Origin of the sequence: Hyphomicrobium sp. CS1BSMeth3 (assembly GCF_900117415.1) — a bacterium.
GTDB lineage: Bacteria > Pseudomonadota > Alphaproteobacteria > Rhizobiales > Hyphomicrobiaceae.
In genome coordinates this window covers 366,124-384,566 of record NZ_FPEI01000006.1, presented here as the reverse complement: position 1 = coordinate 384,566, position 18,443 = coordinate 366,124, and the positions used below count along the sequence as shown (strand labels likewise).

The 18,443-nt window shown below is 61.7% G+C and carries 15 protein-coding genes; 4 read left to right on the top strand and 11 right to left on the bottom strand.

All coding sequences use genetic code 11. The features are described 5' to 3' along the window. Nucleotides 1-81 precede the first annotated feature (81 nt). Both CS1BSM3_RS16875 and CS1BSM3_RS16870 read right to left on the bottom strand, forming a co-directional pair. Nucleotides 82-1,218 carry a helix-turn-helix transcriptional regulator gene (locus CS1BSM3_RS16875; RefSeq protein WP_072388842.1) on the bottom strand — a complete coding sequence of 379 codons (1,137 nt, stop codon included), beginning with the start codon at nt 1,216-1,218 and terminating at the stop codon, nt 82-84. Between the two features lie 145 nt (nt 1,219-1,363). Beyond that, nucleotides 1,364-3,526, bottom strand: coding sequence for a molybdopterin-containing oxidoreductase family protein (locus tag CS1BSM3_RS16870; RefSeq protein ID WP_072388840.1), 2,163 nt, complete (start codon nt 3,524-3,526; stop codon nt 1,364-1,366). A 127-nt stretch (nt 3,527-3,653) separates the two neighbouring features. Here CS1BSM3_RS16870 and CS1BSM3_RS16865 point away from each other — a divergent pair, with 127 nt between their 5' ends. Then, on the top strand, nt 3,654-5,051 hold the full coding sequence (locus tag CS1BSM3_RS16865; RefSeq protein WP_072388838.1) for a M20/M25/M40 family metallo-hydrolase: 1,398 nt from the start codon (nt 3,654-3,656) through the stop codon (nt 5,049-5,051). 336 nt (nt 5,052-5,387) lie between these two features. On the opposite strand, the gene CS1BSM3_RS16860 is transcribed toward CS1BSM3_RS16865, so the two are convergent. From CS1BSM3_RS16860 to CS1BSM3_RS16850, 3 genes are all read right to left on the bottom strand, one after another. Then, a complete protein-coding gene (locus tag CS1BSM3_RS16860; RefSeq protein ID WP_072388836.1) occupies nt 5,388-6,695 on the bottom strand; it encodes a TRAP transporter large permease in 1,308 nt (435 codons plus the stop codon). A gap of 7 nt (nt 6,696-6,702) precedes the next feature. Continuing rightward, nucleotides 6,703-7,212 (bottom strand): TRAP transporter small permease, encoded by a 510-nt coding sequence (locus tag CS1BSM3_RS16855; RefSeq protein ID WP_072388834.1) that lies wholly within the window; start codon nt 7,210-7,212, stop codon nt 6,703-6,705. 93 nt (nt 7,213-7,305) lie between these two features. Next, entirely contained in the window at nt 7,306-8,340 is a 1,035-nt protein-coding gene (locus tag CS1BSM3_RS16850; RefSeq protein ID WP_072388832.1) for a TRAP transporter substrate-binding protein, read from the bottom strand. Between the two features lie 233 nt (nt 8,341-8,573). Between CS1BSM3_RS16850 and CS1BSM3_RS16845 the strand changes: the two genes are divergently transcribed. From CS1BSM3_RS16845 to CS1BSM3_RS16835, 3 genes are read left to right on the top strand one after another with little or no spacing between them, the layout of a single operon-like run. After that, entirely contained in the window at nt 8,574-9,341 is a 768-nt protein-coding gene (locus CS1BSM3_RS16845) for an SDR family NAD(P)-dependent oxidoreductase (protein ID WP_174263709.1), read from the top strand. A gap of 16 nt (nt 9,342-9,357) precedes the next feature. After that, a complete protein-coding gene (locus CS1BSM3_RS16840) occupies nt 9,358-10,155 on the top strand; it encodes an SDR family NAD(P)-dependent oxidoreductase (protein WP_072388828.1) in 798 nt (265 codons plus the stop codon). Between the two features lie 59 nt (nt 10,156-10,214). Further along, complete coding sequence (locus tag CS1BSM3_RS16835) at nt 10,215-11,813, top strand: GMC family oxidoreductase (protein WP_072388826.1); 1,599 nt, start codon at nt 10,215-10,217, stop codon at nt 11,811-11,813. A gap of 310 nt (nt 11,814-12,123) precedes the next feature. Here the strand turns inward: CS1BSM3_RS16835 and CS1BSM3_RS16830 are convergent, their stop codons facing one another. The 6 genes from CS1BSM3_RS16830 to CS1BSM3_RS16805 form a co-directional block, all read right to left on the bottom strand. After that, the gene (locus tag CS1BSM3_RS16830) at nt 12,124-13,437 is read right to left on the bottom strand and encodes a TRAP transporter large permease (protein WP_072388824.1); all 1,314 of its coding nucleotides are present in this window, start codon (nt 13,435-13,437) and stop codon (nt 12,124-12,126) included. A gap of 36 nt (nt 13,438-13,473) precedes the next feature. Beyond that, complete coding sequence (locus CS1BSM3_RS16825; protein ID WP_072388822.1) at nt 13,474-14,031, bottom strand: TRAP transporter small permease; 558 nt, start codon at nt 14,029-14,031, stop codon at nt 13,474-13,476. Between the two features lie 65 nt (nt 14,032-14,096). Continuing rightward, on the bottom strand, nt 14,097-15,116 hold the full coding sequence (dctP, locus tag CS1BSM3_RS16820; RefSeq protein ID WP_174263708.1) for a TRAP transporter substrate-binding protein DctP: 1,020 nt from the start codon (nt 15,114-15,116) through the stop codon (nt 14,097-14,099). Between the two features lie 96 nt (nt 15,117-15,212). Further along, nucleotides 15,213-15,962, bottom strand: coding sequence for an enoyl-CoA hydratase/isomerase family protein (locus CS1BSM3_RS16815; protein WP_083528661.1), 750 nt, complete (start codon nt 15,960-15,962; stop codon nt 15,213-15,215). Beyond that, entirely contained in the window at nt 15,950-17,128 is a 1,179-nt protein-coding gene (locus tag CS1BSM3_RS16810) for a CaiB/BaiF CoA transferase family protein (protein ID WP_072393890.1), read from the bottom strand. The genes CS1BSM3_RS16815 and CS1BSM3_RS16810 overlap by 13 nt, the downstream gene beginning before the upstream one ends. Before the next feature lie 100 nt (nt 17,129-17,228). Then, the gene (locus tag CS1BSM3_RS16805) at nt 17,229-18,398 is read right to left on the bottom strand and encodes an LLM class flavin-dependent oxidoreductase (RefSeq protein WP_072388818.1); all 1,170 of its coding nucleotides are present in this window, start codon (nt 18,396-18,398) and stop codon (nt 17,229-17,231) included. Nucleotides 18,399-18,443: the final 45 nt, after the last annotated feature.

The following is an 18,443-nucleotide window of genomic DNA, read 5'->3' as shown; positions in this document are numbered from 1 at the left end:
CTGGGAGTAACAGGTTCGCTGTGAATTGCGGCAGCATCCCCTACGCGGTGGCGATCTCTTCGTCGGCAGCAGAAATGGGCGCTACCGAAGCACAAGCTTCGTCAATAGTGCCGAGAGCTCGCTCTGGCGCGAGACGCCGACCTTGGAGAACACGCGCTTGAGGACCGAGCGTGCCGTCTCCTCGGCAATGCCGAGCTTGTCCGCAGCCTCGCGCAGCTTGAGCCCGGTGCAAACCAGAGCTGCGACGCGAGCCTCGCCCAGAGTGAGGCCCAGGACGTCCCGCACAACCCCCGGATCGGCTGGCTCGTCCGTCCTGGGATCGATGACGAGGACAATCGCCCGAGTATGCGTCAGGAATTGAGCGGCGGCATGCGCCGTCAATCGGATCGGCAGCAGATAGACCACGAGCGGCCGGTCGGACGACGCACGATGCAGGAGAATGGGCTTCGTATCGGCGGAAACACCAATCTCGCCCTTCAGCACTCGCGCGACGGCTGCCTCGATTTCGGTGCGCTGCGAACCTGTGCCCATCCGCAGTGCGCCGTTGACGAGATGGATCTGGTCGCCGATCAGCCGCTGGGCGGCGGGATTGGAAAATGCGACGCGGCCCAGCGCATCCAACGCAAACACCCCAATGCCAAGCCGCAACAATGCGTCGCCCAGACCGAGATTTGTCAACTCCGCATCGAAGAGGCGGATGCTGAGCCGCAGCGATTTCTCGACATGGCGACCGAGACGCGCCGCCAGCTCGCGCTCGTCGTCCGCAAAAGGAGGTTTATGCGGTCCACGCTGCAGGGCCATCCAGACGACAATGCGCGGATCGGGCGCAATCGCGATACCCATGCGCCAGCGAATGCCATGGCGAGCGGAAAATTCCGTGTAGTACGGATGAGTCGCCATCTCCTCGTCGGTTATGGCGCCGCGTTCGACAATCGTATCGCTGTGCGACAAGTATCCTCTCTCGACAAGACGCTGGGCGGGAAGGTCCCGCAGGTACCACTGGTTTTCCTCGTAGTCCTTTTGAGCCGCGATAAGGCTCGGTGAGACAATGGTGCCGAAGCCGCCATCGTCGCGATGCCACATCATCAGAGTGCCGATGTCGCCAAAACAGTCGGCGATCGCCTGCAGCGCCATGGGCCATTTCTCCGGCGCCGGCGCGGCGTCGTAGATCGCCTCGACGGCACGGATGAATAGTTCACTGATGGTGGCCGAAGTCATGTTCGTGTCACGCGCCTATTGGTTCGGGACGTCGACGTCTTCGCTTTCATAGGCAGCTCCAAAGCAGCAAGAGTATGTAGGATCACCCCATCGCTTAGGCAGCCTGGCAGCAGGGTCACAGCGACATTGAAATGACGCGCGACGATCAACTAGAGCTGATCCGTTCGACGCGGCAAAGTTGCCCGCGGATATCGGACGAGCCTGAGATGGGATCGTAAGGGCCGCTGTAGCTGAGCGCGGCGTTGATGTTTACGTCGAGCACGCCATGCTCGGGCGCCGGCTCCATGGGGCGCCACCAGCCCATGCCCGTACTGACGACATTTGCCTGTTGGGTGTCGGAAAGCTTGAGCTTCAGCCGACAGTGCCCCGCTACTTCTGCCACCTCCAAGCGCACCCAGTCGCCATCGTCCAGACCCTGGGCGCGTGCCGTATCGGGGTGCATGAAGAGGTGCGGATCGGGCGACACCTTGAGGGCCCAAGGCTGGTCGCGGAAGCGCGAGTGGTGGTAGCTCTTTTCGCGATCGCCGGTGACAACGACCAGCGGATATCGCGTGCGGATGTCTGCTGTCTTCCCCTCTCGCTCCGGCGCGACATAACCCGGCAGTGGATCGAGTCCCAATTCTTCGAGCTGAGGTGAGTAGAGCTCGATCTTGCCCGTGCCCGTGGGAAACGGACGACTTGACGGGACCGGATCGGACGACACCTGATGAAAGCCCTCGGCCTCCAGCATCTCGATCGTAATGCCGCTGTCGCCGAGGAGATGCGTGTTGAGCTCGCGTTGAGAGCGCCACGGCATCAGGCGCGCCGTCACCGCCTGTCGCGCCTCGAGGCGATCGAGAAGCGGCGCTGCGATGCCGATCTCCGTCCGTGCTTCGCCCTGCGGCGGAACCGTAGCTCGCGTGAAGACGACCGTCGGCCCCGATGGCACGAACATCACCTCTTCCTCTTCGAGCGTTGTCGTCTTGGGAAGCACGATGTCGGCCCATTCCGCTGTGGGCGTCATCTGGTGGGCAGCGACGGCGACGAAGTCGAGCGAGCGCAGGGCGGCAATGGTCCGCCGCGTGTCGGGATACGTCACCAGAATGTTGACACCGCTGGCATAGAGAGCGCGCACGGGATGCGGCTTGCCTGTCAGCATGGCCTCGATCACCGACGGGTTGTGGCACGCGGTCTGCCAACCACGCGGGCCAGCCCAGAGGGGGAAGCGGTCAGCGCCAATAGTGCGCGCTTCGACATCGGCGGGCAATCGATGCTCCGGTCGGTGGAGCAGTTCGAGATAGCTGGAGAAACCTTTGGGTGTGCGCTGGCGCAGATTGCCACCGGGCCGGTCGATGTTTCCAGAGATGGCTGCAAGCGCATGAAAGGCGCGAAATGTCTGCACGCCATTACTCGCCGCATCGATCCCGTGGCCTGAAACGAACGTCGATGGACCGTCGGCGTATGTGCGGGCGGCTTCGACGATCTGTTGCGCTGGCACGCCCGTTAGTCTCTCGGTCGTATCAGGGGGAAATTGCGCGGCACGTTCCGCCAACGCCTCGAAGCCATGACATCGCTCGTGCACGAACTGGCGGTCGTAAAGTCCCTCACTGATCAGCGCGTGCATCATCGCCAGCGCGATGGCAGCATCGGTGCCGACCCGCGGACACATCCAGATGTCTGCAAGCTCCGCAGCCGTCGTGCGCTTGGGGTCAATCACGATCATGCGGGCGCCGCGCTTCTTCGCGGCTTTCAGCTTCGCCCACTCGACAGGATCGGCGATCTGCGCATTGCGGCCGACGATCAAGGCGCAGCGTGTGTTGTCGATATCCTCCCCTCGGACAATCGGCAGGCCGGTGATCTTTCCCGAGACGGCGCGACAGCCGCCACACAGATCCTGATTGATCATCCAGTTCGGCGAGCCAATGGAGCGCAGCATGAGGGCTGTGACGATCGATCGGCTGAATGCAGCGCCACTCGTGGCGCCGACGATGGCTTCAGGTCCATAGGTGCGGCGGACTTCGGCGAGGCGATCGGCAATTTCGTCGAGAGCCTCGTCCCACGAGATGCGCGCCCACTTGCCTTCACCCCGCGCACCAATGCGGCGGTGTGGATACAGCAGCCGGTTGGGATTGTAGGTCAAGCCCGGCGCCCCCCGAATACCTTTGATGCAGAATGCACCCGCGGAATGTGGGCTGGCGGGATTGGGCGCGTAGTTGACGACCTTGCCGTCTTTGACGGTGGCGAGCGCGCCACAGTAGGCCGAGCATTCCCAGCAGGTGGTCGTATAGACGCCGTCTGCAACGGCCTCGGTGGATTGTCCTGAGGTCATGTTCGCCTCCAAGCGTGGGCGCTCAGTTTGCCGGGCTGTCAGGTTGACGGCAAGGTGCAATGCACAGGAGTATTTCCGCTCGTCGTATCGGGCATGTCTCCCACGATGATGAACTAGGAGAAGTCGAATGACACAGCGGGACGCTGTCTTAGCACTTACGGCGCAGCGTTTTGACGGCGGCGCGTTCGAGGCGCGGTTGGCCCGTCTCGTTGCAGTGAAAAGCACGTCCCACGACGCCGCATATGCGTCCGAGATCATGCGCTACTTCACCGATGAGATGACCCCCTGGCTCGGCCAAATGGGTTTTACGGTGGAGATCCATCCCAACCCGCTGGCGAATATAGGGCCGATTCTTCTGGCCGAACGTCTTGAGGGGCCTGATCTGCCCACAGTCGTCACCTACGGTCATGCCGATACCGTTCTGGGTATGGACGACGCATGGACCTGCGGCGCAGGGCCCTGGAAACTACAGCGCGACAAGGACCGCTGGTACGGACGTGGCTCAGCCGACAACAAAGGCCAACATGCCATAAACCTGTTTGCGCTCGAGAGCGTCCTCGAGGCGCGCGGCGGCCGGCTAGGCTTCAATATAAAGCTCGTGTTGGAAAGTGCGGAGGAGCTTGGGTCGAAGGGCCTTCGCCGTTACGTCGAAACGATGGCTTCTCGTCTCACCGGCGATGTCTTCCTGGCAAGCGACGGCCCCCGTGCAGCTCCCGACACGCCGACAGTCGCCGCCGGATCGCGTGGCAGTTTTCGCTTCGACCTCGTCGTTTCTCCGCGCTCCCGCAAAGTGCACTCGGGTCATTGGGGTGGCTTGACGACCGATCCTGGTGTGGTTCTGAGCAACGCCATTGCTTCGATCTGCGACAAGCGGGGGAAGGTGCTGGTTCGCGACTGGCTGCCGAATGGTGGGCAAGGGCCGAGCCCCGACATACGTGAGCTCCTGCGCGCCTGTCCGTTGGATGGTGGAACAGATGACGCAACCGTCGAGCCAGACTGGGGGGAGCCGGGGCTGCTCCCAGCAGAGAAGCTCTACGCATGGAATGCATTTATCGTGCTCGCCATGAAGAGCGGTGTGCCTGACGCGCCGGAGAACACAGTCACTCCAACGGGGCGGGCGACCTGCCAGATCCGCTATACGCCCGCAACGCCGCCCGATACATTTCTACCGGCCCTACGTGCGCATCTCGACCGTGAAGGCTTCTCAGCGGTTCGTATTGAGAAGGGCGGTGTGCATATGCCCGCCAGCGCTATAGATCCGACATCCCATTGGATCGCCTTTGCCGAGCAGAGCCTACGCCGATCGCTCCGCCGCCATATCCAGGTCATTCCCTGCACCTCTGGCGGAATGCCGGGTGATGTCTTTCAGGACTTGCTCGGCTTGCCTTTGGTGTGGGTCCCCCACGGACACAACTCCTGTGGTCAGCACGGCCCAGATGAGCACATGCTGGTCGAGATAGCGCGTCAGGGCGTGATCGGCATGACGGGCCTCTGGTGGGATATGGCCATGGCTGGTAGGGCGTGACGTTCATGCGTCAGGAGAAACACCAGAACCAGCTCGCAAGCCCGCAACAGGGGCGTCACCATGGGGCTCGATCGTGCGGAGATCGATGACCGCTATTTGGATGCCGGATACGCGCTCGGAGCTTTGCAGAGAAAGCAGTCATGGCCCGGTCGGCAGGTCCACACTTGATCTCAGTGCCTGGTTCGGCCGCTACAGTTTTGAAAGCAGACGCCCTGCAGCGATAGGCCGGAAGCCGACAAGCTCGTCACTCAAAACTGCGGCAGGCCGCGAGTAGCGTCGGCAATCCGACGCCCCTTCAGGAGGCGATGTTGCCACATCGGATCGGTAAGTGAGGCGCTAGCCGATGCCCCACTTGTAGCCGACCGTCGAGACCCACGGTACGAGGATCAGCAGCATCACAAAGGCCAGAAGCAGTGCGACGAACTTCAACGCGGCCTTGCTCACCTGCTCGATCGAAACCTTGCTGATCGCCGAAGCGACAAATAGCGTCACGCCGAGCGGTGGCGTCAGGAAGCCGACTTCGCACAGTACGACGAAGAGAATACCGAACTGAACGGGATCGACGCCGAGCTTCATCACGATCGGTAGAAAGATCGGCGTCAGGAGCACGATCAGACTCAAGGATTCACCGAACATGCCGCAGAGCACCATGAATGCTGCAAACAACATCAGCATCAGGATGCGATCCTGCGTGAGCGACATGAACCCGTTCGCGATCTCCTCCGGAATTTGATAGAGCGTCAGCAGCTTTCCGAAGGCCATTGCCGGCCCCATGATGATCAGGACCGCGCCTGTCAGCTTGCCTGCCGCTACCATGGAATGGGCGATATCGGCAAACGACAGCCGTCGTGTCGCAAAGCCGGCCCCCATCGCGTAGATGACGGCCAGCATTGATGATTCTGTTGGCGTCGCTGCGCCGGTGTAGATGGTTCCGAGAACCACCATCGGCATGACGAGTGCGACGCGCGCGTCCCATACCGCATGTAAGAATGGCCGGAGTGCAAACTTCTCCCCCGTGGCCTTGTATCCGTTTCTCTTGCCGATGATCAGGCACATGACGACGAGAGAGAACGTCAACAGGAGCCCTGGAAGGACACCGGCCGCAAACAGGCCAATCACCGAGACATCCTTCGTCATGACCGCGTAGACGATCATCGGATTGGACGGCGGAATGAGGATGCCGAGGGTACCGCCTGTCGCGGCAACCGCTGCGGCGAACGGCGCGGGATATCCCGCCCGGATCATCGTCGGGATCATCGTGCCGCCGATTGCCGCCGTCGTCGCGGGACCCGACCCCGAGAGCGACGCGAAGAACGCACATGAGATGATGGTCACTACCGCCAGACCGCCGGGGACATTACCGACAGCGATGTAGGCGACGCGAACAATGCGATCCGTGAGCCCGGTTCGCATCATGAGTTCGCTGGCCAGGATGAAACCGGGAATTGCAATCAGCGGAAAGAGGCCGGCACCGGTGTAAAGCGACTGCGCCATGTACACGAGCGGGATCGGCGTCAGCAGCAATCCGGCCAATGTCGCAAGCCCGAGCGAATAGCCAATCGGAATGCCCAGGAGTAGTGCGATGCCGAGCGTTCCAAAGACTATCGCGGTGATGTGGGCTTCGGTGAAAAATTCCGCGAGCATGACAGTCTCACAGCTGCTTCTTCATGGGATCGTCATCCTCGGGCTCCGGCCTCATGTAGGTTTGAACAAGGCGGAAACATGTGAGCGCGAACGTCAACGGAATGACCATGTAGATCCATTGCATGGGGATCTGGAGCGCCATTGAGGGCTCGGGCCTCTCGAGCGCACTGCCGATGAGCACGATCCCCTGCCAAACGACGAAAAGATTGAAACCAAGCCAGATCACGTCGCCGATGACAAAACGCCATCGCCGAAACGGCGGCCGCAACCAGTCGAGCTGAGCGGAGACTCGGAAATGCGCGCGCTCTTTCGTTGCCAGTACGGCGCCGAAATAGAGCTGAAATACGAAGGCGAAGATCGCCAGCTCCTCGGCCTTGTGCGAGAGGCCTGTCAGAACCGGGTGACTGAGGAAGTAGCGCACGACCGCCGAGTACGACAGGCAGGCCACGAGAATTGTGCAAAGCGCGACGAGAACGGCTTGCTCGAACCAATTATCGAGCCATTTGAGTAAGCGCATCGCAGGTCTCTTGGGAGTCTGTGCCGCCGATGAGACAAGCGCTCGCGCGGGCGAACACATGTAGCCGCGCGAGACACTCGGGTTCTCCAGGAACTACTTGGCTTCCGAGACCTTCTTGAACCACTCCTCACCAATTGCCTTGCGGTACTTGTCGTAGACGGGCTGAACGGCTTTGACGAAGGCTTCGCGATCCGCGACCACATTGACCTTCACACCGACGGTCTGAAGCTTTTTCAGGCCATCGAGATGCGACACGGCGGAAACCCAGCGTTGATACTCGCCGGCCTCGAAACCCGCCCGCGTGATGGCCTCCTGGTGCTCCTTCGGCATTGCCTGGAACGCCTTGTCGTTGACCAGGATCACAGCAAGGCCATAGAAAATATTGATGTACGAGTAGTTCTTGAGGAAGTCCGTGAACTTCATGTCGATCATGCCTTGCGGCGGGCCTTCGAGGCCGTCTGCGACACCCTGCTGCAGAGCCGTATAGAGCTCACCCCAATCGATGGCGGCCGTGGTGGCGCCAAGTGCAGCGTAGCTGTCGAGCATCACCTCGTTCTTGGGCAAACGCAACTTCACGCCCTTCAGATCATCCGGCTTGTTGATCGCCCGGATCTTATTGATGATCGCGCGATCGCCCCACTCGAAGACCGAGATGATGCGCACACCGGAAGCTTTGCGGTACCCCTCGAAGAGCTCCTTGCCGACAGGTCCATTCACCACCGCGTTGGCGTGATCGCGATCGCGGAAGATAAAGGGCATGATCGTGACGTCGAGCGGCTTGTACCAGATCGACGCGTTGTTGATCGCAACCAGCGTGAGATCGAGCGTGCCGAGCTGCACGTCCTTGGCCGTGTTCTGCTCGAGACCGAGCTGAGAATTCGGGAAGATCTTCACCTGGATTGCGCGCTTGGTGTATTGATCGACAAGCTCGGCGAACCGGTGGGCACCGAGATCGTACGGCGATCCCGGGACGACGCCGTGAGCCAGGCGCATCGTCTTCTGAGTCTTCTTGATGTACGGAATGTCCTGTGCCGCCGCCGTCATCGGCGCGAGCGACACGGCGAGCGTGAGGCCAAAGCCGGCCAATGTCGTCAAAGATCCCTTGATGCACCCAAGAGCTGCATCCATCGCAATACCTCCCCTAAGCTACCGTGCGTTCCATCACCTTGCGGCGCACGTGCGTGCCTTGACAGCAATCGAACTGCATCACTAGTTTTCTTCCGTGTCAAATATTGAAGCATTACGTTCCATTGAACGGAACGTATGTGTTGGGTGCCAAGAGCAGACTGAGTGGGCGCTCAGCGCTCTCTACGCAAAAAACGCGCGTGCTCATCACGCAAATGCTGAGGGGAAACGGTCAAATGTCTGCTCCTATGCATCCCACGCTCTCCGGGCGCGTCGCGATCGTGACAGGCGGCGCGGCGAGCCTCGGGAAGGCCATTTCGCAGGGCCTGGCTGGTCGCGGCGCTTCGGTTGTGATCGCGGACCACGACATGGCTGCCGCGCGGAAGGTGCAAGCATCGATCGTCGAGGCGGGCGGGACGGCGGTGGCCATCGAAGCTGACGTTCTCGGCGACAAGGCGCTCGACGAACTGCTCGAGCGGAGCATCGCGCAGTTCGGCTATGTCGACTGCTTGGTGAACAACGCGGGCATGCTCGGTCCGATTCGACCGCTGATCGAAACCACCGATGAAGATGTCGATCGTGTGTTCGATCTCAACGTGCGCTCTGTCTTTGCCTGCACGCGCATAGTGGCGCGGCACATGATCGAGCGGCGCCAGGGCTCGATCGTCACGATCGCATCGGTGGCAGGCAAGGATGGTCCCAAGGACATGTCCATCTACGCCTCGAGCAAGGCGGCCGTGATCGGCTTTACGAAGTCGTGGGCGAAGGAGCTGGTCACGCACGGCATTCGTGTCAACTGCGTAGCCCCCTCTCTGATCGAGTCGACCGGCATGCAGGGTGAGATGCCGGACTGGTTCTCCAAGGACTCGATCAGCCGCATTCCCATGGGGCGGGCCGCCCGCGCCGATGAAGTTGCGAACATCATCGCATTCCTGCTTTCGGACGAGGCCGGCTTTGTCACGGGCGCCTGCTACGACGTGAGCGGCGGTCGGGCCAGCTATTGAGCAGCGGAGAGCGAAAATGAAGGACCTCCTGACGGCCCTGCCATCTGTCGAAAGCGTGCGCAGCCAGAACGATCTCACTGGCCGGATCGCGTTGATCACAGGTGGTGGTTCGGGCCTCGGCCGCGCGATGGCATGGGGATTGGCCTGCCATGGTGCGAACATCGTCATTGTCGACCGTGACATCACTGCGGCTGAGACTTGCGCGCGAGAGATTTCAGCCGGCTGCGGCACGCGCACGCTTGCCGTGCGCGCCGATGTCAACATCGAAGAGGATGTCGAGAGCGCGACGAAGCAGGTGCTCGAAGGTCTTGGCCCGGTCGATATTCTGGTGAACAATGCCGGTCACAACATTCGCAAGCCGCTGATCGACTACACGCTCGCCGAGTTCGATTCACTGCACGAGGTGCACGTGCGCGGCACGTTCCTGTTCTGTCGCGCCGTCGGGCGAAGCATGAAAGAGCGCCAACGCGGCGTCATCATAAATATTGCTTCCGTGCTGGGGCATGTCGCAGCTCAGAACGTTGCACCCTATGCAGCAGCCAAGGCTGCAATCGTGCAGCTCACGCGCGTGCTCGCCCTCGAACTCGCGCCGCACGGCATCCGCGTGAACGCCATCGCGCCCGGCTACATCGACACGCCGCTCACGCGCCAGCACGCGCCGGAAGTGCGAGACCGCATTACCCAGACGACGCCGCTCGGGCGCTTTGGACAAGCCCGCGAGCTGATCGGTCCGATCGTGTTCTTGGCATCTGATGCGTCGAGCTTCGTAACGGGCAGCTCGCTCATCGTCGATGGCGGCTGGACGGCTCAATAGGGACGGATCTGGTGGTGGAAGTTCAGCGCGCGCGAGCGGCAGAATAGACGGGCAGACAGATGGACGGGGATTGGGACTATATCATCGTGGGGGCCGGCTCGGCGGGCTGCGTCCTCGCCAATCGGCTTTCGGCCGACGGCCGCGCGCGCGTGCTGCTGCTCGAAGCCGGCGGTAACGACCGTTACATCTGGATTCACATCCCGGTTGGCTACTTCAAGACAATGCACAATCCGCGCACCGATTGGATGTTCAAGACCGAGCCATGTCCGGGTCTCCGCGGACGCAGCCTCGATTGGCCGCGCGGGAAGGTTCTCGGCGGCTCGAGCTCGATCAACGGCCTTCTGTACATTCGCGGGCACGCCTCCGATTTCAATCATTGGCGGCAGCTCGGTTGTGCAGGCTGGGGATTCGACGACGTGCTTCCCTACTTCATGCGCGCGGAGGATCAGGAAAGAGGAGCGGACGACTATCACGGAGCGGGCGGCCCCCTCGGTGTCAGCAATATGCGGATCGAGCGCGAGATATGTGAGCGCTTCATCGATGCAGCCGAAGCCGTGGGCGTGCCGCGCACGGGTGACTTCAATGGCGAGGAGCAGGATGGCGCCGGCTACTTCCAGCTGACCGCGCGTAATGGACTGCGCTGTTCTACAGCGGCAGGTTACCTGCGCCCCGCGAAGCGACGCGGCAATCTCGGCGTCCGCACGAACGCACACACGCAACGCGTCATTGTCGAGAACGGGCGCGCGGTCGGCATCCAGTATGCACTCGATGGCAAGCAATACGAGGTGAGAGCTAGGCGCGAAGTCATACTTTCCGCCGGCGCCATAGGCTCACCGCAGATCCTCATGCTGTCGGGCATTGGACCGCCGGCGCATCTCAAGGATCATGGCATCGAAGTTGTCGCCCCCCATCCGGGCGTCGGCAAGAACCTGCAGGATCATCTGCAGGTGCGCATCGTCTACAAGCTCAATCGGCCGATCAGCGTGAACGACGAGGTTCGCAATATCGTCGGCCGGACGATGGCTGGCATTCAGTTCATGCTCACGCGGCGCGGGCCGCTGGCCATGGGTGCGAGCCAGGCCTGTGCGTTCGTGCGCACGCGGCCTGGACTGGAGGCGCCTGATATCCAGTACCATGTCCAGCCATTGAGCGCCGACAAGCTCGGCGCGGGTCTTCATAAGTTCTCCGCTTTCACCATGTCGACGTGTCAGCTCCGACCGGAGAGTCGCGGTGAAATTCTGCTGACGTCTGCGGACGCCTTTGCCTATCCGGCGATTCATCCCAACTATCTTGCGACCGAACTAGACCGGACGACGCAGGTGGCGGGAATGCGCTTCTCGCGCAAGATCGCCTCAGCCGCGCCTCTGGCAGAAGTGATCGAGTCCGAGTACGCACCAGGCCCCCATCTGCAGACCGACGATGAGCTGCTGGAAGCTGCACGCCAGTCCGCGACGACGATCTATCACCCTGTGGGAACCTGCAAGATGGGCCACGACGACATGTCTGTCGTCGACGATCGTCTTCGCTTGAGGGGCATATCGGGCCTTCGCGTCGTCGACGCTTCGATCATGCCGACCTTGACCTCGGGCAACACGAATGCCCCCACGATCATGATCGCCGAGAAGGCTTCTGACATGATCCAGCAGGACGCGCGATAGAGCCGCCGTCGATGCAGCGAGCTGCGGCCCAAGTTCCGAAGCCCGCATCCAAGGGTGTCCAGCCGGGCCTTGTTGCAGTTGCGTCTTCGTGAGGGCCGCTCCTTTTGCGGAAGCTGACATCGATCTGCGCTCGCGAGGCATCGACCATCTCTCTGCCTGGATGCCCGTAAATGGAATCGACCGAAGAAGCTGCCGAGGCGCCGGCACCTCAGGAGTGGACGATTTAGGCCTGTAACATGTTGGGAACTTGTCCGGTGAACGCCCCGACTGACTGTGGCACTCATCAAGCAGGCAGACGCCGAGGCATAAATCACTTCCCACTCATCTGGGCCGGCAGCCAGAGCGAGATCTCGGGGAAGGCAATGAGCACGGCGAGCACGATCAGCTCGATCAGGACGAAGGGCAGCACGCCGATGTAGATCTGTCGGGTAGAGACCTTTCCCTCGGCCGCAGTGAGGACGGCGAACAAGTTCAGCCCGACGGGAGGCGTTATGGTCGAGAGCTCGATCAGCTTGACAATCAGAACGCCGAACCAAATCGGGTCGATGGCCAAAGGCTTGAGGAGCGGATATACGATCGGCATGGTCACGATCATGATCGAGAGGCTGTCGATCAGGCAGCCGAGAATGAGATAGACGACCACGATGACGGCGAGGAACGCTGCCTTCGTCATGCCCGAAGACGTCAGGAAATCGTTGAACTCTCCGGTCACACCGCTGTTGACGAGGAAACGCGAAAAGATCAATCCACCGATGATGATGAAGAATATCATGCCGGTGAGCGACGCGGTCTCTTCAAGGGAGTCTCGCAGGTCCGCCCAGCCAATCCGCAGGCGTGCAAGGCCGATCAAGAGGACGCCGGCCGCACCGACTGTGGCCGCCGAAGACGGAAAAAGCAGTCCGCCATAGATGCCGCCGAGAACTACGCCGGAAAGCAGAATGACGGCCCAGATGGGCTTCAGGCTGACCAAGCGCTCGCTAAACGAAAATCGCTCGAGGGTCGTGGGAGCGGCATCCGGCATCAGCCGGACGAGAACCGGAATCGCGAGCACGTAAGCGCCGGCCGTCAGAAGTCCTGGCACGACGCCGGCGATCAACAGCTGCCCGACCGACTCGCCAGTCATGACAGCATACACCACCATGATGATCGATGGCGGGATGAGCGCCGCGAACGTCCCCGCGGCCGCGATGCAGCCGCTGCTCAGCTTCGGATCGTAGCCGTGTCGCAGCATTTCCGGAAGTGCCATCCGGGTAAACACGACGGCATTGACGACCGTCGAGCCCGAAATGGCCGCAAAGCCGGCCGACGCCAGCGTCGTCGTCATGTAGAGGCTGCCCCGCAGCCGGCTCATCCACCGGTACGCCGCATTGTAAAGTTCCGAGACCAGCCCGGTTCTCGCGGCCAGAGTGCCCATGAAAATGAACATCGGCAGGACGACAAACTGGTAGTCGCTCACCACTCCGAACGGCAACGTACGGAAGGTTGTCAGAAGGAGCGGTTGCCCACCGACGAACCACAGCCCAGCGGCCCCGACTGTAGCGAGCACGATGGCGACAGGCACTCCGAAAGCGAGAAGCGCGAGCAGCGCGCCGATCCCATAGATTCCGATTGCCAGCGTTTCCAAGCCACATTCCCCCTGACAGTGGACGGCGTCCCTGCCTTAGATATCTTTCAGACCGGCGCGGGTACCTGCGGTGGCGTCCGAGCTTTCTCCTGCGCCCGTCGGCTCCGCGGCTCTTCCGCAGAAGAAAATGACCAATTGACGGGTGAGCTCGAGAGTCGCGGCGAGACTGCCGAGCGCAAGGGCCAGCTTCGCGGGATAGATCGGAAACCGCACGAGGGCGACCGCAGTCTCCCCCACTCGCCAGCTCCGGAGGAACAGCTCCCAGGACTGCCATGTGAGCACGGCGAACACGAAGATGCCCAGTATCAGAGAAAGGAGGAGGGACAGCCGTTGAACCCGAGACGGGCAGAGCTCGATCAAGACGTCGACGCGGATGTCCTGGCGCCTGTATTGCGAGTATCCGAACGAAAGAAAGACGGCGGCGGCCAGGAGAACTGACGACGCCTCGCGCGTGACAGGCAAGCCGCCACCGCCTGCGACCGCGACCGCCACATCTGCGGCGCCATAGGCCGCGATCACGAAAAGAGCCGCTGCAGAAAGTATGAAGCAGAGCTGGCTGAGCAGCGAGATCGCGCGATTGATAGCCCGAAGCATTCGGGGTCTCCTCACAGATATCGGGGACGCTCGTAAGCGTCCCCGCGCCAGTGTACGTGATGGGCCTACTTGGGCGACTTTGCTACCCAGTAGTCGAACACCTGCTGCGCTGGAACACCGAGACCGCGTTCCTTCATCTGCTCGAGCCAGAAGGCGCGCATATCCGGAACGCGCGCGTTCAGCTCATTCTGATTCTTGAATTCGACTACCTGCACGCCATTTTTCTGAAGGAAGGCTAGCGCTTCTTCCTCTGCCTGAGCAATCGCTTTGACCGACCGCGCAGCTGCCTCGGCGCTGACTTCCGTGAACAGCTTCTTGACCGACTCGGGCCACTTCTTGTGCCAGAGATCGTAGTTCACCCAAACCGGCCAGGTCGACAGCGCACCGAAGTTGGCAGTGCTCAGTTGCTTCGCAACCTCGTATTGCTTCAGGTCCACGATAAGCTGGTATGAGAAGTAGGTGCAGTCGAGGCGTCCCCTATCCAGCGACTCGTAGACCTCGTTCGTGAGCACGACCTCGCCAACCGCATCGAGCGCCTTCCACATATGTGGAACGTAGGCACCGTAGCTTCTCATCCGCTTGCCTTTGAGGTCCGCTAGGGCGGTAATCGGCATCTTGCACAAGACCCGGTAAGGACCGAGGCTGTTCCAATACAGCGACCAAACGCCGTTCTTTTTCTGCTCCTCTCTCATCGCAGGAACATCGGCGATCAAGCCGTCCTGCACCCGAGCCGCCTCTGCGTTGTCGCGGAAGATCATCGGCAACGAGGTCGTGACCCCGTTCAAAGGGAGCTCGGAGGGATAGTACGAGGCCGGCGTCGCGCCGAGCTCGATCGCGCCGCTGCCTACGAGTTCGATGATCTCGGTGGACTTTCCACCGCTCTCGGCCCAGAGGATCTGGATCTTGATTTTCCCGCCGGATCGCTTGTTGATCTCGTCCACCCACCATTGTTCGATCTTGGACTGAGCCGTGGTCGGCGGCACGCTGTGAGCAAGCCTCAGGTTCATTGATGGATATGTTTCTGCCGACCACGCAGCGGCGCTTCCGGCAATCAACGCACCTATGGCGAGTGTAATGCTTCGCATCGTTGTTTCCTTCCCCATGTTCTATGGTTTCTATGATTGCTTCAGCACAGGCACTACTTCGAGGCGCCGGTTCGACGAATATTGCCCAAGCTCGAACTAGGGCGAGTTCACCTCCCCAATCGAGCGAACAACACGGCTGAGGTCGCCGGCCGCAGCCCCCTCCCCTCGCGTGGCTTCCCGCAGGGCAGCAAATGGCCGCGTTCCAAGCTCTTCGATTTCCGATGCGAGCTGTCGGATGAAGGCGGTAGCACCTTCATCGTTTAGGCGGTGGGTGAGCAGGCGCATTGAGATGGCCTCCTCCGCGTCAACGGTGCGACCGCGAAGAACCAGATCGAACGCCCGATCGCTACCGATGAGCGTAGCAAGGCGGCGCGTGCCCAAGGTGACGCCAAACTTCCGAAAGCCCGGAAAAGCCATCCGGATGCCATCCGTACCGAGCCGGTAATCGCAGGCCGCCACCAGATCCGCGCCGGCACCGAACGCTGCACCATGCACCCGGGCGACTGTCACGAAGGGAGCCTGCCAAAGAAGCTGCAGAAGCGCCTCGATCTGCATTGTGCGCGCGGAGATCTCGAGATGGTCGATGGTCGCCGCGTCGCTCTGATCAAAGCCAGCGCAGAAATTCCGGCCTTCGCCGCGGAGAACCAGAAGACGCGTACCGTCCGAATACGCGCGGGTCACGGCGCGCATCAGCGTCTCCACCAGCGTGGGGCTCAGCGCATTTGCGCGATCCGGCCGGCTGAGGCGAATTTCGCACGCCGAGAGACTTAGTGTCGTGCGCACCACCATGTCGCCGGTGCCGTCGAGGGGACCCGTCAGAGCGCGCATCCAGATCACGGCGTCCACTCGGTGAGGACTTGCTCGGAATGCTCGCCCACTCCGGGTGGCCGTTGGAAAACCGAGAAGTGGTAGCCCGTCATTCGTACCGCATTACCGACGGTCGGCGTGCTCGCCCCGTTCGGGAGGTTCATCGAGCCGATCAGCCCGCTCGCGAGCACGTGAGGATCGGCGAGGGCCTCGGCGTAATCAAGAATAGGCGCGACCGGCACGCCGACGGCGTCCAGTAGTTTCAGCCACTCGTCGGCGGTCTTCGTCGCGAGCACGGGTGAGAGCGTATCTGCGAGCGCGACTTGGTTCTTCGCACGCGCGGCCAAGGTGGAGAATCGTGGATCATCCAGCAGCTCTGGCGTACCTGCGATATCGCAAACGCTCCGCCACAGCTTCTCGTTACCTGCCGCGATGATGAGCCACTTGCCGTCGCTGCCTTGGAAGGCCTGGTAGGGAGCATTGCGAGGATGGGCCGAGCCCAGTCGGGCAGGCGCCATGTCCGTCCCCCAGTACTCGCTCGTCTGCAGTGCCGCCATCGAGAGCATGCACGACAGCATGGATACGTCGAGGCGGCTCCCGGTGCCGGTTTGCTCGGCGGATCGAAGCGCGACCACGCAGGCGAGAGCCGCCATCGTCGCCGTGCCGAAATCGGCGACCGGCACCCCGCATTTGGCCGGTGGCCCTTCTCGCTCGCCGGTCACGCTCATCATCCCGCTCATGCCCTGCACGGCGACGTCGAATGCGCCGCGTTGCGCATAGGGGCCGGTCTGGCCGTAGCCGGACACTGAACAGTAGACCAATCTGGGATTGCGCTTGCTCGCTTCCTCATACCCGAAACCGAGGCGCCGCATCACGCCGGGCCTGTAGTTCTCAAGGAGGATGTCCGCGTTCTCGATCAAGCGCCATGCCGTATCTTGCGATTTCTCGTCCTTGAGATCGAGTACGATGCTGCGCTTGTTCCTGTTCACCGACGCGAAGTTCAAGCTGTACTGCCCGTCGGGGCCAGAGACCATCGGGGGCCACCCGCGCAGAGATTCCCCTCCCGGTGGCTCGACCTTGACAACGTCGGCACCCCAGTCGCCGAGGAGAAGGGTTGCGTATGGGCCGGCTGCAAACTGCCCGAACTCAAGAACCCGCACACCTGCAAGCGGCTTTTGCGCTTGCTTGCTAGCTTCGCCAGCCATCCCTGCCTCCGTCATCGTACGTCCTTCGTGCACAAGCGGCATCTCATCGGACGGTCGTGCGTGGGGGGCGGGCGCTCGACTGGCGGAGGGACAGAGCGGATCACGCTGAGGCCTCCGTTGGGGACAGAGCAGCAGAAACCGGCAACCTCAGTCCGGCCTGCTCCATGAGGGGCAGGACACGCTTGCCGAAGAACTCGAGGTCAGGAAGGAAGTCGAAGAAGTTAACCTGGATGCCGTCGCAGCCGGCTTCCTTCAAGCGCCTGAAGCCGTCGACCACCTGCTCGGGGCTGCCGACGATATGAACATTTCCGCCAACCACCCACTGCTCGCGCTGGGAATTCTTCCATGAAGCTTGATCCCCGCCGATCATCATCTTGAAGAAATTCTCGGCGGCAACCTTGTCTTCATGCTTGATGATGCTCTGGAGATGAGCCCTCGCCTCGGCCTCGGTCTCGCGGCAAATCACATGCGGGTTGATGATAGTCCGCACCTCGCGCCCTTGCTCGCGCGCGGACTGCTTGATACGTGCGTTGTGCGCGGGAAGCGACGCGCAGGCCTTGTCGAGATCGGCGCCGGCGGGGCTCGTCACGAAGATCAGATCCGAGTGCTTGACGGCATAGGCAAGGCCGGCGCCGGACGAGGCCGCGTTCACCAGTATGCAGCGGCCATGCTTCGGTTTCGGCGCCACGAAGGCTTCCTTCGTCTTCCAAAATCGGCCGTCGAAGGTGACGTTCTCGCCGTCCTCCCAGAGACGCTTCAAAAGCGTGACGAACTCGTCCGCCATGACATAGCGGTGATCATGCTCGATCGGCGCGAGCGCGAACATCTCGAACTCGCTCGGTTTGTACCCCGTGACGACATTCAGGCCCCAGCGCCCGCCGCTCATCTCGTCGATCGTCGCGCCAAACTTCGCTAGGTGCAGGGGGTGCCAGCCATAGAGCACATGTACGGTCGAAATCAGCAGGACACGCTTCGTGGCGGCCGCAAGACCCGCCGTGACGATGAGCGGATCAGTCGACATCTCGCGGAATTTCATCCCCCCGCCGTAACCGCCCTTTCCAAGCCACTGGGCGAGGCCGAACACGAGATCGAAACCCAACTCCTCGGCGCGCACGGCGCAGCGCTTATTGTAGTCGAAGGACCAAGACGTCCCGCGCGGGGCCGTCGACGGACTCCATGCGCCTGACTGAAGAGGCAGGAACAGCCCCAGCATCAAGGGCTGCTGAAGCGCGCGCTGAAGCGGCGCATTCTCACCGGCCACGGTGTTCATTGTATATTTCCTCCCGACCTGAGGGAGGATGCTATCCGTGAGCTG

What these genes read in the sequence shown, in the direction of transcription:
- CS1BSM3_RS16865 (WP_072388838.1), top strand. Translation starts at nt 3,654, where the DNA reads ATGACACAGCGGGACGCTGTCTTAGCACTTACGGCGCAGCGTTTTGAC.
- CS1BSM3_RS16840 (WP_072388828.1), top strand. Translation starts at nt 9,358, where the DNA reads ATGAAGGACCTCCTGACGGCCCTGCCATCTGTCGAAAGCGTGCGCAGC.
- CS1BSM3_RS16845 (WP_174263709.1), top strand. Translation starts at nt 8,574, where the DNA reads ATGTCTGCTCCTATGCATCCCACGCTCTCCGGGCGCGTCGCGATCGTG.
- CS1BSM3_RS16850 (WP_072388832.1), bottom strand. Translation starts at nt 8,340, where the DNA reads ATGGATGCAGCTCTTGGGTGCATCAAGGGATCTTTGACGACATTGGCC.
- CS1BSM3_RS16860 (WP_072388836.1), bottom strand. Translation starts at nt 6,695, where the DNA reads ATGCTCGCGGAATTTTTCACCGAAGCCCACATCACCGCGATAGTCTTT.
- CS1BSM3_RS16855 (WP_072388834.1), bottom strand. Translation starts at nt 7,212, where the DNA reads ATGCGCTTACTCAAATGGCTCGATAATTGGTTCGAGCAAGCCGTTCTC.
- CS1BSM3_RS16875 (WP_072388842.1), bottom strand. Translation starts at nt 1,218, where the DNA reads ATGACTTCGGCCACCATCAGTGAACTATTCATCCGTGCCGTCGAGGCG.
- CS1BSM3_RS16805 (WP_072388818.1), bottom strand. Translation starts at nt 18,398, where the DNA reads ATGAACACCGTGGCCGGTGAGAATGCGCCGCTTCAGCGCGCGCTTCAG.
- CS1BSM3_RS16810 (WP_072393890.1), bottom strand. Translation starts at nt 17,128, where the DNA reads ATGGCTGGCGAAGCTAGCAAGCAAGCGCAAAAGCCGCTTGCAGGTGTG.
- dctP (WP_174263708.1), bottom strand. Translation starts at nt 15,116, where the DNA reads ATGCGAAGCATTACACTCGCCATAGGTGCGTTGATTGCCGGAAGCGCC.
- CS1BSM3_RS16835 (WP_072388826.1), top strand. Translation starts at nt 10,215, where the DNA reads ATGGACGGGGATTGGGACTATATCATCGTGGGGGCCGGCTCGGCGGGC.
- CS1BSM3_RS16825 (WP_072388822.1), bottom strand. Translation starts at nt 14,031, where the DNA reads ATGCTTCGGGCTATCAATCGCGCGATCTCGCTGCTCAGCCAGCTCTGC.
- CS1BSM3_RS16870 (WP_072388840.1), bottom strand. Translation starts at nt 3,526, where the DNA reads ATGACCTCAGGACAATCCACCGAGGCCGTTGCAGACGGCGTCTATACG.